Consider the following 19,074-nt stretch of genomic DNA (forward strand, 5'->3'; position numbering starts at 1 on the left):
CGATGAGTCCAATCGCAATTTCAAGCTGGAATGAATTCGTCTCCCTGACCTCGGAACTTGACGGTTGGGCGTTCCGCGGCCAGCAAGATGCCGAATGGCCGCTGCAAAGTTCGCTGTCGCGCTATCTCGATGCCTTCATTCCCAACAAGGCCACCTGGCGCATGCGCGAAGAGCGGGCGATTCGCATCTTTCGCCGCAAAGCCCACAATTACCTGGATAAATCCACGGTGCTGGACGACGACCTGCGCTGCCTGGGATTGATGCAGCACCACGGCGCCCCGACGCGCCTCCTCGATTTTACGAAATCACCATTTGTCGCTGCGTTTTTTGCACTGGAAAGAGCGGTCACGGACGCCGCCGTTTTTGCCTTGAATACACCGGTTTTATGGGATGGCAACGCCACCCCCAAGGGAAAACCTGAATTGACCAGGGAAGCCATCGATCCGCGCAGAAAAGGGAACTTCGAGCGCTACTTCCTGCAGGACGACAACGAAATAATCTGGATCGGCGAGCCGTCTGAAATGGACAAGCGGCTGGTCGCCCAATCCGGCACCTTCGTCATGCCCGGCGTGCTGGATAAACCGCTGGACGAAATACTGAGCCAATATCCGTTCGAAAGCACGCTGATCAAAAAAATAGTCTTGCCGCAATCGATTCGACAGGAAGCGATGCGAGCGCTGTATCGGATGAACATCACGAATGCGACATTGTTCCCGGATCTGGACGGCCTGGCCAAGTCGATAGGGCTGGAACTGGAAGTCATCTGGCCGGGATTGATGGATGAATCCCTGAAACGGAATGGCTTTTAACGGCCTGCCTCCTGCCGTATACTTTGGCACGCTGTACTCAAACGCTCAATTCAAGCGACAATCGCGCATCTAATGAGTGTCGAACCACGCTGCATCGCCATTTTTCAGTCTCACCACCATCGAATCATTAAGGCCCCTCATGCCATTTTCCTCACTGGGTCTAGCTCCCTCCCTCATGCGTGCCGTTGGCGAAAGGGGCTATCTGACGCCAACGCCGATTCAGGCAGCGGCCATTCCGGCGATTTTGCGCGGCAATGATGTGTTAGGTTCGGCACAAACCGGCTCTGGCAAGACGGCGGCATTTGCTTTGCCGATTTTGCAACTATTGCAGGATGGGCGCAGCGAACGGCCGCGCCGGGTACGCGCACTGATTCTGGTTCCGACGCGTGAACTTGCGGTGCAGGTAGGCGACGCGATACGCAACCTTGGGCAATTTATTCCAGGGCCGCTGAAGATTGCTGCTTTGTTTGGCGGCGTATCGATCAACCCGCAAATGATGGAATTGCGCGGCGGGGCCGATATCGTGGTTACCACGCCCGGCCGCTTGCTGGACTTGCTCGACCATAACGCACTCAACATTTCGACGCTATCGATACTGGTGCTGGACGAGGCAGATCGCTTGCTGGACCTGGGCTTCGCCGACGAGATCGGGCGAATTCTGGCGCTGCTGCCGACGCTGCGCCAGAATTTATTTTTCTCGGCAACTTTCCCGCCGGCAGTGCAGTCGCTTGCTAACAAAATGCTGCACATGCCGACCCGCATTGCAGTGCAGCCGGCGCCGCTGGAGCAGCCGGCCATTTTGCAGCGCGCGATCGCGGTCGATCCGAAACGCCGGACCCAACTGCTGGTGCATCTGCTCAAAGAAAATGGCTGGAGTCGGGTGCTGGCTTTTGTCGCTACCAAATACGCTGCCGAGCACGTGGCTGAAAAACTGCACCGGGCCGGCATCAAAGCCGCCGCGTTCCACGGCGAGATCAGCCAGGGCGCACGCAGCCAGGTATTGGCGGATTTCAAGGCCGGTCAGCTGCAAGTGCTGGTGGCCACCGATGTCGCCGCGCGCGGCATCGATATTGCGCAACTGCCTGTCGTGTTGAACTACGACCTGCCGCGCTCGGCGGTTGACTACACGCATCGCATCGGCCGCACCGGTCGTGCCGGCGCAACCGGTGTCGCCGTCAGTTTCATCAGCGCCGACACGGAAGCGCATTTCCGTCTCATAGAAAAACGTCATCAGCTGCAGTGCCCGCGCGAACGGATCGCAGGCTTTGAACCTGTCGAAACCGGCGCGTCAGGTGCCGCATCGGCAGCCATGACGTCGGCAGAACCATCCAACGGCGGCATCAAAGGTAAGCGCAAGAGCAAAAAAGACAAGCTGCGCGAAGCGGCTGCACGCGGACCAGTAGATTAGCGGCGGAGGGCAGGGTTCGCCGACAGCGCAGCGCGATGGCTGTACGGCGCGCCGCGTCAAGCAAAGCGGGCCGGGCTGAGCGCCGCCGCGTCGACGCCAAAACCCACGATGCGTGCCGGCAGCGGAATGCCGCGCAGCAGGGCCGCATAGGCCTGACCTGCTGCGGGTGCGGTCTGAATCCCATACCCGCCCTGAGCGGCGGCCCAGAACAAACCCGGCACACGCGGATCGAAGCCACCGACGAATTCACCGTCGGCAACGAACGAACTCAGTCCGGCCCAGGCATGGCTGGGGCGCCGCACGCTCAATGTGGTGATGCTCTCGATACGGTCAATCGCGATGGCGATGTCCAGTTCCTCGGCTTGCACGTCCTGCGGCTCGACCGGATCGGCATTCGCCGGCGAACCGAGCAGCATCCCGGCCTCCGGCTTGATGTAGAACGACTCGTCGACGCACATCAGCAGCGGCCAGCGCGACGTATCGATTGCCACCGGCGGCTGGAAGAGGAAGGCCGAGCGGCGTTTCGGCACCAGGCCGATAGGATCGGCACCCGCCATCTTGCCGATCACGTCGGCCCACGCACCGGCGGCATTGATCAGCACCGGCGCATGGCAACAGCCGCGCGTCGTGCCCACATCCCAGACGTCGCCCGGGCGCGTCAGCGTTTGCACTTCGGCGTCACAGATCACGGTTCCGCCGCCGGCACGCATGCCGCGCAGAAAACCCTGATGCAACGCATCGACGTCGATATCGGCGGCATCGGCTTCGTACACTGCGCCGAGCACCTCGGAACGGCGCAGCACCGGCACGCGGCGGCACGCTTCGTCGGCATCCAGGCGCTCAACGTTGGCGGACGCCGATCGTACAATCGCTTCGTGGGTATTGAGTTGGGCGGCCTGACCCGTCAGCGCGAATGTCATCGCGCCGCGCGGCGTCAGCAGCGGGTGCTCGGAAAATCCGGCAGGCGGATGATCGAAGAAGCAGCGGCTGGCAGCCGTCAGTGCGCGCACCTGAGGCGGTCCGTAGCTTTCCATATACAGCGCCGCGGAACGGCCGGTGCTGTGATATCCGGGCTGCGACTCACGCTCAAGCACGATCACGCTGCCGAACGGCGCCAGCCAATAGGCAATCGAAGCACCGGCAATGCCGCCGCCGATGATGATGTAATCCGCACGCATGTCATTCAGGATGTTACCCATATCCCAATCTTTCAATCGTTGATATGCCGTTTCTAGGGTTACTGTACGCGCAACTGTAGTTGTTTGTAACTTCAGCTGATGCTGCGGGCCGGGGGACGTATCATTAGCGCCGTCTCTGCCCACTTTTCTCCTGTCTGCCGCCCTATGCCCTCGCTACCCGTTTCATCAAACGCCATGTTTTCCGCATCACGCCATATCAAAAAGATCATCTCCAGTTTGATCGTGATTGTCGTTACGATCAGTGCAGCAGGTTGCGCTATCGAACCGGTGCCGATGTCGCCTCAAACTGCCGAGCGCTTGAAATCCCAGCCGCCCATCCGGTTTCTGCTGACCTTCGACGACGGCCCGGCCAGACCACACAGTGACAATTCGACACTGTCCATCCTGGACACGCTGGCGCACAATCCGCAAGAACCCGGCATCAAAGCCCTGTTTTTTGTGCAAACCCGTTCGTCCGGTGCTGGCGAGACCGCCTTTGGGCGCAGCATATTGCGGCGTGAAACCGATGAAGGGCATTTGCTTGGTTTTCATACTGCCACCCCACGCCATGCCAACCATCGTTTCCTCAGTCCCGACATCTTCGAGCAATCGCTAAGCGATGGCATCGCCGACATTACCGCCATTCAGGGCGGCGCGCCGAAACTGGTGCGGCCCCCGTTCTGGAACTACGACCAGCGCACTTTTGGCGCTTACCAGCAGCATGGCATGCACATTTTGCTGACCGATCTGAGCGCGAATGACGGCAAGATATATGGCTTCAAGGCCAGCTGGAGAAGACGTTCCAACATGCTGCATCTGTTGACTGACGTGCGCGAGCGGATCGCCGCGGGCGAGTTGCCGGTGGTCGCTGGAAATATCCCGGTGGTAGTGACTTTTCACGATGTCAATAGCTACACCGCCGATCACATGGCGGAATATCTGCAAATCCTGATGGATTGCGCGCGCGCGGTCCAGCTGCCGACGGCAGCCAAGCCGTTTTACGACGATAAAGTCGAGCTGGAGCGCGCCGCCCTGGCAAGAACCGTCCGTGACGGCGCGCAAGCGGTGCGCTTGCCCGGGTTCTGGAACTGGCTATGGGCGTGGATATAGGCAAGCATTGTTGCGCGGGGAGGCAGCAACGGTTTACGATGGTTTAGCACATGGCTGGCGGAACGTCCGATCTGGCCAGATTCTGGTCGGAATCAGCAAATTTCACATTGCCCGAACTGCTTATCCTGATGGACAGTTCGTCCCGATACCTCACCGATTGTTCAACATGCCATCGCCTCTATCATGATTATTCCATTGCCTAACCCACGTCCCATCCGCAAACTGCTGGTCGCCAACCGATCCGAGATCTGCATCCGCGTGATGCGCGCCGCTGCCGAACTAGGTATTCGCACCGTCGCCATCTATGCCGCCGAAGACCGTTTCGCCCTGCACCGTTTCAAGGCCGACGAGAGTTATCTGGTGGGAGAAGGCAAGAAGCCGATCGCGGCCTATCTGGATATAGCCGACATCATCCGCATCGCCAGGGAAGCCAAGGTCGATGCGATTCATCCCGGTTACGGATTTTTGTCCGAGAACCCCGAATTCGCCGAAGCCTGCGCCAACAACGGCATCGCCTTTATCGGTCCATCGCCGACCGTCATGCGTACCCTTGGCAACAAAGTCGCGGCGCGCAATGCCGCCGTCGCCGCCGGGGTGCCGGTGATGCCGGCCACGACCGCCTTGCCGCATGATATTGACGCCGCGCAAGAACTGGCGGCCGCCGTCGGTTATCCGCTGATGCTGAAAGCCAGCTGGGGCGGCGGCGGACGCGGCATGCGCGTGATCGAAAGCGCCGCCGAACTGCCCGGCCAGCTGGAAATGGCGCGGCGCGAGGCCCTGGCCGCGTTCGGCAACGATGAAATGTATCTGGAGAAGCTGGTGCGGCGCGCGCGCCACGTCGAAGTCCAGATTCTGGGCGATACCCACGGCAACCTGGTGCACCTGTTCGAGCGCGACTGCTCGGTGCAACGGCGCAACCAGAAGGTGGTGGAACGCGCTCCCGCGCCGTATCTTGACGAAACCACGCGCACTGCGCTGTGTGACGCCGCGTTGCGCCTGGGCCGAGCCGTCAACTACACGCATGCCGGGACCGTCGAATTCCTGATGGATGCCGACACCGGCCAGTTCTACTTCATCGAAGTCAATCCGCGCATCCAGGTCGAACATACCGTCACCGAACAGGTGACCGGGATCGACATCGTCAAGGCCCAGATCCGGATCACGCAAGGCGCCGTGATTGGCGACCAGACGGCAGGCGTGCCCGCTCAGGCCGATATACGCCTCAACGGCCACGCGCTGCAATGCCGCGTCACCACCGAAGATCCGGAAAACAATTTCACCCCCGATTACGGCCGCCTGACCGCGTATCGCAGCGCCTCGGGTTTCGGCATCCGGCTCGATGGCGGCACCGCCTACTCCGGCGCGGTCATCACCCCGTACTACGATTCGCTGCTGGTCAAAGTTACCGCGTGGGCACCGACGTCCGACGAGGCGATTTCCAGGATGGATCGCGCCTTGCGCGAATTCCGCATCCGCGGCGTCTCGACCAACCTGCAGTTCCTCGAGAATGTCATCAACCACCCGCAGTTCAAGTCGGGCGAATGCATTACCCGCTTCATCGATAGCACGCCGGAACTGTTCCAGTTCGCCAAACGGCGTGACCGTGCCACCCGCATCTTGCGCTTCATCGGCGAGGTGGCGGTCAACGGCAATCCGGAGATGAAGGGACGGGTCCGCCCCAGCGGCATTCTGCCGCCGCCGCTGATCCCGAAGACCGACCGGCTGGCCCCGCTCGTGCCCGGCAGCCGCGACAAGCTGATCGCACTGGGTCCGGACAAGTTTGCCCAATGGATGAAGGAGCAGCCGCAGGTATTGCTGACCGACACCACCATGCGCGACGCCCATCAGTCGCTGTTTGCCACCCGCATGCGCACGGCCGACATGCTGGCGATCGCGCCGGCCTATGCGCGCACCCTGCCGAACCTGTTCTCGCTGGAATGCTGGGGCGGCGCGACCTTCGACGTGGCGCTGCGCTTCCTCAAGGAAGATCCCTGGGAGCGTCTGGCGCAACTCCGTCAGCGCGTGCCCAACATCCTGTTCCAGATGCTGCTGCGCGGCTCCAACGCGGTCGGCTACACCAACTATGCCGACAACGTGGTCCAGCACTTCGTTGCACAGGCCGCCAAGGGCGGGATCGACCTGTTCCGCGTGTTCGACTCGCTCAACTGGGTCGAGAACATGCGCGTCGCCATTGACGCCGTGCGCAGCTCCGGGGCGTTGTGCGAAGGCGCGATCTGCTACAGCGGCGATCTGCTGGATCCGAGTCGTGCCAAGTACGACCTCAAGTATTACGTGACGATGGCGAAAGAACTGGAGCGCGCCGGCGTCAACCTCCTGGCAATCAAGGACATGGCCGGCATCTGCAAGCCGCAAGCGGCGCGGATGCTGGTCAAGGCGCTAAAAGAAGAAGTCGGCCTGCCGCTGCATTTCCATACGCATGACACCAGCGGCATCGGTGCCGCCAGCGTGCTGGCAGCCATCGAAGCCGGTTGCGACGTGGTGGATGGGGCGATGGATGCGATGAGCGGCCTGACCTCGCAACCGAACCTCGGGGCCATTGCGGCGGCCCTGCGCGGCAGCGAACGCGATCCGCAACTGGACCCGGGCGCCCTGTTTGGCATCTCCCAATACTGGGAAGGCGTACGCCGTGCGTATGCGCCATTCGAAGCCGACATCCGCTCCGGCACCTCGGACGTGTACCGGCACGAGATGCCGGGCGGCCAATACACCAACCTGCGCGAACAGGCGCGCGCAATGGGACTGGCGCATCGCTGGACCGAAGTCTCGCAAGCGTATGCCGACGTCAACCAGCTGTTCGGGGACATCGTCAAAGTCACGCCGACCTCCAAGGTGGTGGGCGACATGGCCTTGTTCATGGTGGCCAATGACCTGAGCCCGGCCGATGTCAGCAATCCGGAAAAGGAAGTGGCGTTTCCGGACTCGGTGATTTCATTGTTCAAGGGCGAACTCGGGTTTCCGGCCGACGGCTTTCCGAAAGCGCTGGAACAGAAAGTCCTGAAAGGCGGCCAGCCGCTGGTCGGCCGTCCCGGCGCGCATTTGCCGCCAGTCGATCTGGACCTGGCGCGCATCGAAGCCGAAAAAGCCGTGGAGCGCAGCATCAGCGAGCAGGAGCTGTCGTCCTACCTGATGTATCCGAAAGTCTTCAAGGACTATGCCGAACATCGGCGGCATTACGGCAACGTCAGCGTGCTGCCGACGCCGGTGTTCTTCTATGGCTTGCAGGATGGGCAGGAAGTCTCGATCGACATCGATCAGGGCAAGACGCTGGTGGTGCGCCTGCAAGGCCAGACGGAAGTGACCGACGAGGGCCAGAGCAAGCTGTTCTTCGAACTCAACGGCCAGCCGCGCCTGATCCGCATCGATCGCGCCGGCGCCGTCAAGCTCGTCACCCACCTGCGCGCCGAGGATGGTAATCCAAAACACGTCGGCGCACCGATGCCGGGCATGGTGGTCACCGTCGCGGTCAAGCCCGGGCAGAAGGTGGAAAAAGGCGATCCGCTGGTCTCCATCGAAGCGATGAAGATGGAAACCATGATCCGCGCCGAGCGCAACGGGACGGTCGGCCACATCCATGTCAAACCGGGGGCGGTGATCAGTGCCAAGGACTTGCTGGTTGAGTTCATGGCCTGATAGTTATTCCCAGCGGACACGGCAGCGTGTCGTGTTCCGCGCATACGGCGTAGCCATAGTGGCTTTCCAGCAACAATGCCGGCTATGCCTACGCACTCCCCTGCACTTCAGCATCTTGCATACACACAACACTGGCGCAGCTGGCTACAATGGCGTAGCTGCCGGCCTGCCGACCAGAGTCCCAGGCTCCCGTCATCTACAGCTCTTACAACAGTGAATAAAAAGGGGAAATGTATGCGTTTGAAAAATTGGTTAAAGCCGCTGGCCGCATCAGCGCTCGCGCTGGCCTTGATCGGCAATCTTCACGCAGCTGGTGTGCCTGCGGTCGAGGCCAAAAACGGCATGGTGGTGACCTCGCAGCATCTGGCATCGCAGGTCGGCGTGGACATCCTGAAAATGGGCGGCAATGCAGTCGATGCGGCAGTCGCGGTCGGCTATGCGCAAGCGGTCGTCAATCCGTGCTGCGGGAATATCGGCGGCGGCGGATTCATGACGATCCATCTGGCCGACGGACGCGATACCTTTATCAACTTCCGTGAAAAAGCACCGGCCGCAGCCAGCGCCAATATGTACCTCGACGCGTCCGGCAAGGTCATAGGCGATGCCAGCCTGTACGGCTATCTGGCAGTCGGCATACCCGGCACGGTGCTCGGACTCGACACCGCACAGCGCAAATACGGCAAGCTGACCCGCGCCCAGGTCATGCAACCGGCGATCAAGCTGGCGCGCGACGGCTTCATCCTCAATCGCGGCGACACCGACATTCTCGACACTACCATCGAGCGTTTCAAAAAAGATCCGGAAGCCACCAGAATCTTCTTGCGCCGCGACGGCTCGCCGCTGCAGCCGGGCGACCGGCTGGTACAAAAGGATCTGGCGAAAACGCTGGAAGCCATCTCGCGCCACGGCCCCGACGCCTTCTATAAAGGTGCGATTCCAGCGGCGGTCGAACGTGCCTCCAAGAGCGGCCACGGAATTATTACCGCAGCGGATTTCGCCGACTACAAGATTAGCGAAAGCGCCCCGGTGTCGTGCAATTACCGCGGTTACGTATTCGTGTCGGCACCGCCGCCAAGCTCGGGCGGCGCCACCATGTGCCAGATCCTCAATACGCTTGAAGGCTATGACATGAAGGCGCTGGGTTTTCATTCTGCCGCCTCGATCCACGTGATGACCGAAGCCATGCGTCATGCCTACATGGACCGCAACACGTTTCTGGGCGATCCGGAATTCGTGAAAAATCCGCTTGAGCGCCTGTTGAGCAAACCTTACGCAGCGTCGATCCGCGAAAAGATCAGTGCCGACAAGGCAACCCCTTCGGCGGAAGTCCAGCCGGGCATGGCGCCGCATGAAAAACCGGAAACCACGCACTATTCGATCGTCGACAAGAACGGGAATGCAGTGTCCACCACCTATACCGTCAACGGCCGCTTCGGCGCTGTGGTGATTGCGCCGGGTACCGGCTTCTTCCTGAATGATGAAATGGATGACTTCACCGTCAAGATTGGCGTGAAAAATCTGTATGGCCTGGTACAAGGCGCCACCAATTCCATCGCCCCGGGCAAGCGGCCGCTGTCGTCGATGTCGCCGACCCTGGTGACCAAGGATGGCAAGACTTTCATGGTGCTCGGATCCCCAGGCGGCTCACGCATCATCACCATTACACTGGAAACGGCGTTGAATGTGATCGACTATGGCATGGCGCCGCAAGAGGCGGTAGACGCCCCGCGCATCCATCACCAGTGGCTGCCGGACGAGGTGTACTACGAAACCCGCGGCCTGTCGCCGGACACCTTGAAGATCTTGCATGACATGGGTTACAAAATGACCGAGCAAACGCCTTGGGGCGCCGCCGAACTGATCATGATAGGTTTGCCCGGCGCGGCCGGCGTGACCAGCGCGGCCAGTTCCGGTAACGATGCGGGCGTGTCGGGCAAGGTGCTTCCCGGCTTTTATTACGGTGCCAACGATGGCCGTCGGCCTTCCGGCGCGGCCACGGGGTATTAAACCATCCGGCCAGGTCGCAACGCTGACCTGAAGGAGATTGAAAAAAGGAGGCGCATGCGCTTCCTTTTTTCTATTCTGTGGCAAATAATGTCTAGGAGACTGTCGGCAAGGCTGGAATAAAGTTGCCTGGCAGACACAAATCACCAAAGTTGATTTAGCGACGGCGCCAGGCACACGTGGGTAAAATCGGTTTTATCACCGAACCCCACACCGCACCTCTTCCATGAAAAAGCGAGAATGACACCATGCCAACAGTACGCTTAGACGGCGCCGTCCTTACCAATTGGGATGCCTTTCATACCGAATCTCAAAAAGCCTTCGGCTTCCCCGACTTTTATGGGCGCAACATGAGCGCCTGGATTGATTGCCTGAGCTATTTGCGCGACGAGGACGGCATGAGTAAATTTCGTCTGAAGCCGAATGAAACCCTGACCATCGATGTATCGCATAGCGAACAACTGCGCCAGCAGGCGCCGGAAATCATGGAAGAACTTGAGTTTTGTGTCGGCGCCATCAACGAACGCTATGACGACTACGGCGAAAAACCGGCGTTGATATTGAAATTGAGCTAGTAGTCAGTCGAATAACACATTGTTGCATATTGGACACTTGAATCCGCCCTTGATGCGTGATATACACAATTCAATAAACATAAAAAATGGCTGGATACGTTGTGAACTATGACAGCGAAATAAGCTCACGGCTTGCAAGGGATGCCGCCGACGCAACAATGGTCGGCAGGATGCGGCTTGTGCTCTCCGCTTCGGCCTTATTAACAGTCTTTATCGACCCTCAAGGCATCAACGAGCCCACCAGTTTCGCCCGGCTCGTTTTTTGCGGTTATATCCTTCACAGCGTTGTCCTTTACATCCTTTCGCAGCTTGAACGGCCGTTCCTGCAAAGCAAGCTGATCCATTGGCTGGATGTTGGCTGGTATGCGCTCATCGTTTTCTTCACCGGCGGCAGCAACAGCTTTTTTTTCCTCTTCTTCTTCTTCGCAATCCTCACTGCGTCTTTTCGCTGGGGTTTCGAAGAAGGCGCGCGCGTCACCCTTGCTTCATCAGCGCTGTTCGTCGTCACCGGCCTGGTATCCGTGACGGAAGCCGAAATCGCCCGGCTGTTGTTGCGCACCACCTTCATTCTTGCGCTCGGCTACATGATCGCGTACTGGGGCGAATCCGACGTGGCGCAAAAGCGCCGGCTGGCATTGCTGCGCGATGTCAGCCAGTTGTCGAATCCGCGCTTCGGAGTTGATCGCACCATCGCCTCTGTCCTGGAACAGACGCGGACGTTTTTCAAGGCCAGCAGCTGCATTCTGGTGAAGTGGGACACTGAGGCCGCGACGTGGTCGCTGCGTACTGCAATGGAAGACCATGCAGGAAGAGCGATCTTTGCCGAGCCGATCAGCGCAGAAGCCGCGGTGCCGCTCATGGCTTTTTCGCAGGAGCAGATCGCCGTCTACAACAGCCCGCTCTTGCCGGCGCTGCCCCGCACCGGAGGAACCCGGACGCTGGACCCTGCACAAGTCAGATGGATCAAGCGCGTGGGCGAACCAGGCGAGAGTCTGGCCGAGCTGCTCGAAGCACGTTCCTTTATCAGCGCGCCTTTGGCGCTGAGAAAAGGCGAGGGCCGCATGTATGTCGTCTCCTCGAAAATCGGGTTCAGCAAAGCCGATGCACTGTTTTTGAGTCATATCGGAGCGCAGGCGTTTCCGGTCATTGAGAGCATCGAGCTTCTGGACCGGCTGGCTTCGGAAGCTGCCTTGCGGGAGCGCCAAAAGATTGCGCGGGATCTGCATGACACCACCATCCAGCCCTACATAGGCTTGAAACTCGGGTTAAGCGCCGTGCGCAATAAAGCTGCCGCCGATAATCCGCTGATCGACGATCTCGACAAATTAACGGCCATGGCAACGCAGGTGGTAGGCGATCTGCGCCGCTATGCCGGGACGTTTAACAACGGACAGGGGCTAAGCGAACCGGTGTTTCTGGTGGCCCTGCGCCGGCAAGCGGCACAAGCCAGGGAATTCTACGGAATCGATATCGCGGTCAGCACGGAGGGCGGGCTGGACATGAGCGATCGCCTGGCTGCGGAGGTGTTTCAGATGGTCAACGAGGGGTTGAGCAATATCCGCAAACACACCAGCGCGCGGCGCGGCTTCATCAAACTCAGGTGCGCAGACGGCAGGCTCCATATCCAGATCGAAAATGAATGCCTGGACGCGCAGCCAACCCCGTTCATGCCATGGTCGATTGCGGAACGGGCTGCCGCGCTGGGAGGGACGGCGCACGTAGAGAAAGGGGAGAACGGCGGTACAGCCGTACACATCGAAATACCGGCTTGAAAAGGGGAAAAATGATGCTGGCCGAAAAAACGATACGCGTGATGCTGGTCGACGATCACAAGACGATGCTGTGGGGATTGGCAAGATTGATCGAGGGTGAAAGCGCAAGGATGGAGGTAGTCGGGACGGCGGGCAGTTGCGACGAAGCACTGGCGCTGGTCGGCCAGCTGGTCCCCGATGTCATTTTGCTGGATCTCGACCTTGGCGGAGAATGTTCGCTCGATATTCTTCCCGCTCTCCTGGCGAACGGCGTATCGCGCGCATTGATTTTAACCGGCGCGCGTGACCATGCGACCCTGGATCTGGCGGTTGTTCGCGGCGCGCGCGGTGTGTTGTGCAAGGACGCATCGGCGGACATAGTCCTGAAGGCGATCGAAAAAGTGCATCAAGGCGAAATATGGATCGGCCATGAAATGCTCGGCAGGGTGTTCGGCGGCGTCGTGCATCCCATAGCAGCAAGCAAGCCCGACCCCGAAGCGGAAAAAATAGCGACGCTTACCGCCAAGGAAAGAAAAATTCTCGACATGGTGGTCGCAGGAAACGGCGCGTTGAATAAAACGCTGGCGCAAAAACTGTTCATATCGGAGCACACCTTGCGCAACCATTTGACTTCGATGTACCACAAGCTGGATGTCAGCAATCGGCTTGAGCTGTACGTGTATGCCATCAAACACCGGCTTGGAAGCCACCTTCCGGATGACAATTCAACGAACGCCGCCGTGCATCCCGCAATGCCGAGAGTGCATAAGCAGGTTTAGAAAGCGTGCTGCATGCGCATGCAATGATGCGACCCGATCAGTTCGCGTTCAATGCCAGACGCGACTCGGCGCCGGTTCCTTCAATCAGGGCCATAGTCGCGCCGGCGTCTTTGCCCAGCACCAGTCGCACATCGGAACGGCCGGATAAATTACTGGCGAGTACCACCACCGCATGGCCCTGCAGTGCGTTCTTCAACGCCTCGGCTGCCTGCTCGTAGCCAACCCGATACTGTATTTTCGTGGTCTGCTGCGTGTATGGAAGTTCATTGGTCAGCCGACTCACTGCGATGCCCTGCTGACCGAGCAGATGCCCTATCCGCTTGGCCATGCCGGTGATGCCGTTGCCGTTGGCGACTTCCACTCTGGATACTTTGGCAGCGCTCGCGACAAGCACCGCGGGAGCCGCAGGCGTGAATGGCACCGGCGCAAGCTGCCGTTGCGCGATGAGCGGCGCAATGGCGCTCTTCGGTTGCAGTTGATAGACGTTGGGCATGACTTGCACCAGCTCCATGCGGGTTTGCGGCATCGTGCGCTCGTATACCGGCGGCGCAACGATGGCGAAAGCGGCAGCCGCTGTTCCCGGTTCGGGGCCGGTCTGTTTTTGTGGCGGCAACAGCGCGTTTTCCGTTACAGCATCGGCTTGCATTCGATGCACAGTTGTCGCGTCGGATAACCCATCTTTCGGCGCGCTCGCAGCCGCCGCAAGCGCCTGCGAAATTTTTGCAAGCTCGCCCTGGGTCGCCACTGCCGCCTGCGCCAGTTTCAGATTATTGCGTGCCTGCTCGCTGGCTGAATCCAGCACCAGTGCGCGTTGCAGGGTAGTGATTGCTGTCTCGAAATCGCCCTGTAAATAGTAGACATAGCCGAGGTTGTTGTACGGGCGGGCGACCGCCGGGTAGTCGGCAACGAGTTGCAGCAGCATGGACTTCGCTTCGTCAAGCCTGCCTTGCCGGGCGAGGATCGCAGCGAGAGCGTTGCGCGGCTCCAGCGACTGGTCGGCGAGCGCGATCGAATGGGTATAGGCGGCGACGGCAAGATCGAGGTGGCCGCGTTCCTGCTGATATTTGCCGAGCTGGTAGTAGGTTGCCGCGCTTTGGTCGGACGAGTGGCTGATCCGCAGCAGCGGCTGCATCGCCATTGCCTGTTTGGTGGGCGCGGTCCCGCAGGCCTGCAGCAGGCAGGCGCCCAGGACGGAAGCGACGATCGGACGGAGTTTGCACATGATGGTTTTCCTTCTCAATTGGCGCCGCTAAAGGTGGGCAACAGCACGCGGTAAATCTGAATGAATGCCGGCCCCATCAGCACGACCAGCAAGGATGGGAAGATGAAAAATATCAGCGGAAACAGCAGCTTCAGCGCTATTTTTGCCGCCTGTTCCTCGGCGCGCTGGCGACGCTTGGTGCGCAACAGGTCCGATTGCACGCGCAGCGAATCGGCGATGCTGGTGCCGAAACGCTCCGACTGGATCAACATCGCTACCAGCGCGTCGACGTCTTCCACGCCGGTGCGCAGCGCCAGGTTGCGCAAGGCCTTTTCCTTGGAGCTGCCGGCGCGCAGCTCCAGCGTGACCAGGAGCAGTTCATCGCTCAGGACCGCGCTCTTCAGGCCGATCTCCGCGGCGACGCGGGCCAGCGCCGCATCCATGGCAAGCCCGGCCTCTACGCACACGGTCATCAGATCGAGGGCATCGGGAAAGCTCTCGAAGACTTCGCGCTGACGACGTGAGATCAGGTTCTTCAATAAAAGGTTAGGCAGGTAGTAGCCAATCGCCGCAGCGCTCAGCAGCCAGAACAGGAGCGCGTTGGTGCCGTACTTTGCGCTCGAGGTGCTCAGGACCAAAAACACCAGCAGCGGCAGGCCAACGGCCAGGGCGGTTTTGGCGGTAAAGAATATGGCCGGAGCGGAAGGATGGCGGAACCCGGCATTCATGAAGCGGGTCCGTAACAATGAATTTTCCCAGCCGTCCTTGGGGACCGAGAGTTTTGCCAGCGGGCCGGTCAGCTTGATGATGTGCGCCACCCATGGACTGGGTTCGCCACCGGCCGCCGCGGCCGACCGGCCGACTACGGCATCCAGGCGGTCCTGTACCGGGTTGCTTGCGAACAGGCGCAGCCCCAGCATGACGGCAGCGAACACGAGCAGGAAAATCAGCACTAAAAACCCAAGTTGAAAGGTGTTCATGACGCTTTCACTCCTGAAAAGTCTGGCTGGTTGATGTCACACCCGGATGCGGATGATCTTGCGCATGACGAAGATCCCGAACAGCATCATGACGCCGGCAGCGGCGAGCATCTTGCGGCCGCCGGGATCGGTGTACAGCACCTCGAGAAACTTGGGGTTGGTCAACTGGATCATCAGCGCTGCGCCGAATGGCAGCATCGACAGTATCCAGGCAGACAGCTTGCCCTCGGCCGACAGCACGCGCACCTGGCCCAGCAGCTTGAGCCGGTCCCGTATGATCGCGCTGATGCTGGTCAGCAGTTCGGACAGATTGCCGCCGGTTTCGCGCTGGATCAGCACGGCAATCACAAAGTAGCGCAGATCGGTGCTGGGCACGCGCGTTGCCAGGTTCATCAAGGCATCTTGCATGGAGATGCCGAAGTTCACCTCGTCGAAAGCCGCGCGGAATTCGCCCGCCAAAGGGTCGCTCATCTCGTCGCCGACCATCTTCAGCGCGGTCGGAAAGGCGTGGCCGGCGCGCAGGGCGCGACCCATCAGGTCCAGCGCATCGGGCAATTGCAGCTCGATGCGAATCAGACGCTTTCCCTTCGCTCGCTTTACGTAAAAATACGGCAGCATTGCGGCAACCCCGGCCAGCGGCAGCCGCAGCAGCCAGGGCACGGCAAAGTAACTGCCCGCAAAGAATGGCACCAGAAACGCCAGCAGGCTCATCGCGAACAGGTCGGCCACGCTCCAGGAGAGCCCCGATTGCTGCAGCAAACGGTCCACGACGCCGATGCGCGGAACCTGCAGCAGGATGCGCTGCAGGGCGGGGGTCTTGCTCAGCAGCCGTTCCTTGATGATGGAAATTTCCTGCTCGCCGCCGTGCCCGCCCGCCGACATCACGCGCAGGCGACGCGCGATGCGCTCGGCTTCAGGCCCCTTGGATGAGTTCCATGTGAGGTAAGCACCCTCGATAACGAGCACCACCGCGATGAAGATCAGCGTGCCGAAGATATAGTAGAGGTAGTCCATGGCGTCTAGTGATACTGCCGTGTAGGGTCGAACAATGTTTCGGATACGGCAATGCCAAAAGTGCGCAGCCGTTCGATGAAGCGCGGACGTACTCCGGTTGAGCAGAAATGCCCCAGCACCGCGCCGTTCTCTCCCAGTCCGGTCTGTTTGAAGGTAAAGATCTCCTGCATGGTGATCATCTCGCCCTCCATGCCGGTGATCTCCTGGATGGAGAGCACCTTGCGCTTGCCGTCGGTCAGCCGCGCCACCTGCACGACGACACTGATGGCCGAACTGATCTGCTGGCGCGTCGCCTTGGTCGGCAGGGTCGCCGCGGCCATGCTGACCATGTTCTCCAGCCGGGTGAGCGCGTCGCGCGGGGTGTTGGCATGAATGGTGGCCATCGATCCTTCATGCCCGGTATTCATGGCTTGCAGCATGTCCAGCGCCTCGCCGCCGCGCACCTCGCCCAGTATGATGCGGTCCGGCCGCATGCGCAGCGCGTTGCGCACCAGTGCCCGCTGCGTCACTTCGCCGTTGCCCTCGATGTTCGGCGGACGCGTCTCCAGCCGGATCACATGCGGCTGCTGCAGCTGCAGCTCGGCGGCATCCTCGACCGTGACGATGCGCTCAGCAGTGCTGATGAAACCGGAAATGACATTCAGCATGGTGGTCTTGCCGCTGCCGGTGCCGCCGGAGATCAGGATGTTGACCTTGGCTTTGCCCAACCCTTGCAGGATTTCCGCCATTTCAGCGGTGAGGCTCTTGTACTCGACCAGATCGGCCAGGCGCAGCGGCTCGGCGGCAAAGCGGCGAATCGACATGATCGGACCATCGATCGCAAGCGGTGGAATGATCGCGTTGACGCGGGAGCCGTCGGGCAGGCGCGCGTCCACCATCGGGCTCGACTCGTCAATGCGGCGGCCGACGCGCGAGACGATCTTGTCGATGATCTTCATCAGGTGGGCATCGTCGCTGAAGGTGACGTCGGTCAGTTCCAGTTTGCCGTGCCGTTCGACATACACCTGCTTGTAAGTGTTGACCAGTATGTCGGACACCGTGGGATCGGCCAGCAGCGTTTCCAGCGGGCCGAAACCGAGCATCTCGTTCTGGATGTCGCGGGTCAGGTTTTTTCGCTCGATATCGTTGATGACAACGACTTCCTCTTCCAGCAGGCGCTCGACCAGCATCCTGAGCTCATTGCGGATCTGCTCCTGGGACAGGCGCTGCATGCCTTCCAGGTCGACCCGGTCAAGCAGGGTTTGATGGACCCGGTGCTTCAGGTCCTGGTAGGCGCGATTATCAATGCCGCCCGGGCGCTGCGCGGCGAATGGTGGCTTGCCGTTGGCGTTGGCGCTGGCATTGCCGTTGCCGTTGCCCAAACGGTCCCTGATCGATATGTTCTCTGCTTTCATGGCGACATCTCCTGTGGCTGACTACTCCCTACATACCGCATATCAAGCGCGTTGAAAAACCCGCGAGAACCAGCCTTGCGATGCCTGGCTTGTATCTCCCGCCAACGACTTGGCAAACTCCTGCAGCGATTTTGAAATCGGGCTGGTCTTCGCCAGCTTCAATATCGGCACTCCCTGATTTACCGAAGCCGCCGCTGCCTCGTAGTGATTCGGAATGGTCCTGAAGACGCTGGCGCCGTAAGCGGCCTCCAGATCCTTCAGGCGGATTTCGCCGCTTTTTTCGTGGCGATTCACAACTAAATGAATCTTGTCTCTCGGGTAATCCAGCGAACGGAACGCGCCCAGCAGCCGCTTGCCATCGCGGATATACGGCAGCGTGGTCTGCAGGATCGGAAAGATCATGTCGGCCTGATCCAGCGCGCGAATGCTGACGGCGTCCAGGCTGCGGCCGACGTCGAGCAGGACGAAGTCGTATTGGCGCCGGGCCAGCTTGAGAAGCATCTCGACATGCTCCGGCTTGACGTCGTTCGCATGCGCCGGGTCGTCCGGAGAAGCCAGCACGCCATAGTTCGGCGTCACATTGAGCATGCTCGATGCCAGAAATGAAGGATCCAGCCTGTGTATTTGCTGCGCCACGTCGGCGAGGGTCGCCAGCGGCTTTTGATCGGAGACAAACAGCGACGCATCGCCGAACTGCAGATTCAGGTCGATCAGCGCCACGCGTTTGTTTTCCAGCGTCGCCAGCGCATAACCGAGGTTGGTGGCGAGGAAGGTCGCGCCGCTGCCGCCCTTGCAGGAAATGAATGCCAGCACACGGCCGTTGGCCTGGGATCGGCTGTCGAGCTTTTCTTCGATGCGCAAAATGGCTGGAAACAGGCTGTCGGCGCTCGCCGGAGACGGCAATACCTCGCGCACGCCGGCGCGCATGGCCTGGATCAGGAACTCGGGCGACTGCTGCCGGCACAGAAGAATGAACGCCATGCGCGGATACAGGTGGCTCAGGCGCTCCAGCCGTTCCAGATCGCCGCCCTCCACGGACGGCTGGTCGAGCACCAGCACATCCGGCGATGCGAGATCGGCGATGCCGGCCAGTTTTTCCAGCGTGCCGGAAACGGCGTCCACCTGATCGGACGGATTGCGCTCGCGCAGCAGTCTGACTATCTCCGCGAGGTGTTTGTCGTCTTTTGATACGGCTGCGATTTTCAATTTAGGTCCCCGAG

The 19,074-nt window shown here is 60.3% G+C and carries 14 protein-coding genes; 8 read left to right on the forward strand and 6 right to left on the reverse strand.

Annotated elements, in window-relative coordinates; genetic code table 11:
* Nucleotides 1-2 precede the first annotated feature (2 nt).
* Entirely contained in the window at nt 3-809 is an 807-nt protein-coding gene (locus AC3CHX_RS26425; protein ID WP_488630912.1) for an FRG domain-containing protein, read from the forward strand.
* A 139-nt stretch (nt 810-948) separates the two neighbouring features.
* Complete coding sequence (locus AC3CHX_RS26430; RefSeq protein ID WP_488630913.1) at nt 949-2,217, forward strand: DEAD/DEAH box helicase; 1,269 nt, start codon at nt 949-951, stop codon at nt 2,215-2,217.
* 56 nt (nt 2,218-2,273) lie between these two features.
* Here AC3CHX_RS26430 and AC3CHX_RS26435 read toward each other — a convergent pair whose 3' ends face one another.
* Nucleotides 2,274-3,416, reverse strand: coding sequence for an NAD(P)/FAD-dependent oxidoreductase (locus AC3CHX_RS26435; RefSeq protein WP_488630914.1), 1,143 nt, complete (start codon nt 3,414-3,416; stop codon nt 2,274-2,276).
* Nucleotides 3,417-3,590: 174 nt separating this feature from the next.
* On the opposite strand from AC3CHX_RS26435, the gene AC3CHX_RS26440 reads away from it, so the two are divergent.
* From AC3CHX_RS26440 to AC3CHX_RS26465, 6 genes are all read left to right on the forward strand, one after another.
* Nucleotides 3,591-4,505 carry a polysaccharide deacetylase family protein gene (locus tag AC3CHX_RS26440; protein WP_488630915.1) on the forward strand — a complete coding sequence of 305 codons (915 nt, stop codon included), beginning with the start codon at nt 3,591-3,593 and terminating at the stop codon, nt 4,503-4,505.
* 261 nt (nt 4,506-4,766) lie between these two features.
* Nucleotides 4,767-8,156, forward strand: coding sequence for a pyruvate carboxylase (locus AC3CHX_RS26445; RefSeq protein ID WP_488644943.1), 3,390 nt, complete (start codon nt 4,767-4,769; stop codon nt 8,154-8,156).
* 342 nt (nt 8,157-8,498) lie between these two features.
* The gene (ggt, locus tag AC3CHX_RS26450) at nt 8,499-10,163 is read left to right on the forward strand and encodes a gamma-glutamyltransferase (RefSeq protein ID WP_488644944.1); all 1,665 of its coding nucleotides are present in this window, start codon (nt 8,499-8,501) and stop codon (nt 10,161-10,163) included.
* A 245-nt stretch (nt 10,164-10,408) separates the two neighbouring features.
* Entirely contained in the window at nt 10,409-10,735 is a 327-nt protein-coding gene (locus AC3CHX_RS26455; protein ID WP_488630916.1) for a barstar family protein, read from the forward strand.
* A gap of 101 nt (nt 10,736-10,836) precedes the next feature.
* Nucleotides 10,837-12,507: a sensor histidine kinase gene (locus AC3CHX_RS26460; RefSeq protein ID WP_488630917.1), complete on the forward strand. Its 1,671-nt coding sequence runs from the start codon at nt 10,837-10,839 to the stop codon at nt 12,505-12,507.
* 11 nt (nt 12,508-12,518) lie between these two features.
* Nucleotides 12,519-13,265 (forward strand): LuxR C-terminal-related transcriptional regulator, encoded by a 747-nt coding sequence (locus AC3CHX_RS26465; RefSeq protein ID WP_488630918.1) that lies wholly within the window; start codon nt 12,519-12,521, stop codon nt 13,263-13,265.
* Between the two features lie 37 nt (nt 13,266-13,302).
* On the opposite strand, the gene AC3CHX_RS26470 is transcribed toward AC3CHX_RS26465, so the two are convergent.
* Genes AC3CHX_RS26470 through AC3CHX_RS26490 form a run of 5 tightly spaced genes read right to left on the reverse strand, consistent with a single transcriptional unit; the run spans nt 13,303 to nt 19,060 of the window.
* Nucleotides 13,303-14,487: a LytR C-terminal domain-containing protein gene (locus AC3CHX_RS26470; RefSeq protein ID WP_488630919.1), complete on the reverse strand. Its 1,185-nt coding sequence runs from the start codon at nt 14,485-14,487 to the stop codon at nt 13,303-13,305.
* A 14-nt stretch (nt 14,488-14,501) separates the two neighbouring features.
* On the reverse strand, nt 14,502-15,446 hold the full coding sequence (locus AC3CHX_RS26475) for a type II secretion system F family protein (RefSeq protein WP_488630920.1): 945 nt from the start codon (nt 15,444-15,446) through the stop codon (nt 14,502-14,504).
* Between the two features lie 36 nt (nt 15,447-15,482).
* Nucleotides 15,483-16,460 (reverse strand): type II secretion system F family protein, encoded by a 978-nt coding sequence (locus AC3CHX_RS26480; protein WP_488630921.1) that lies wholly within the window; start codon nt 16,458-16,460, stop codon nt 15,483-15,485.
* A 5-nt stretch (nt 16,461-16,465) separates the two neighbouring features.
* Nucleotides 16,466-17,854, reverse strand: a complete 1,389-nt coding sequence (locus tag AC3CHX_RS26485; protein ID WP_488630922.1) for a TadA family conjugal transfer-associated ATPase — start codon at nt 17,852-17,854, stop codon at nt 16,466-16,468.
* Nucleotides 17,855-17,896: 42 nt separating this feature from the next.
* A complete protein-coding gene (locus AC3CHX_RS26490) occupies nt 17,897-19,060 on the reverse strand; it encodes a CpaE/TadZ family protein (protein WP_488630923.1) in 1,164 nt (387 codons plus the stop codon).
* Nucleotides 19,061-19,074: the final 14 nt, after the last annotated feature.

The sequence above is a fragment of the Glaciimonas sp. OK215 genome (assembly GCF_057787885.1).